The organism is Dactylosporangium aurantiacum (assembly GCF_000716715.1).
GTDB lineage: Bacteria > Actinomycetota > Actinomycetes > Mycobacteriales > Micromonosporaceae > Dactylosporangium > Dactylosporangium aurantiacum.
In genome coordinates, this window is record NZ_JNYJ01000219.1 from 1 (window position 1) to 206 (window position 206).

General features: G+C 69.9%; 1 protein-coding gene. It reads left to right on the forward strand.

Annotated elements, in window-relative coordinates; translation table 11 throughout:
* On the forward strand, positions 1-206 hold a 206-nt coding region (locus OP18_RS50990; protein WP_033368095.1), incomplete at both ends, for a thiolase family protein.

The window sequence follows — 206 nt, forward strand, 5'->3', positions numbered from 1 at the left end:
GGTCTGGAGGCGGTGAACATCGCGGCGCAGAAGGTCCGCGCGGGCTGGGAGGACCTGGTCATCGCTGGTGGTGTGGAGTCGATGTCGCGGGTGCCGATGGGCTCGGACGGCGGTGCGTGGGCCATGGACCCGGAGACGAACTACGCCACGGGGTTCGTGCCGCAGGGCATCGGCGCCGACCTGATCGCGACCCTTGAGGGGTTCAG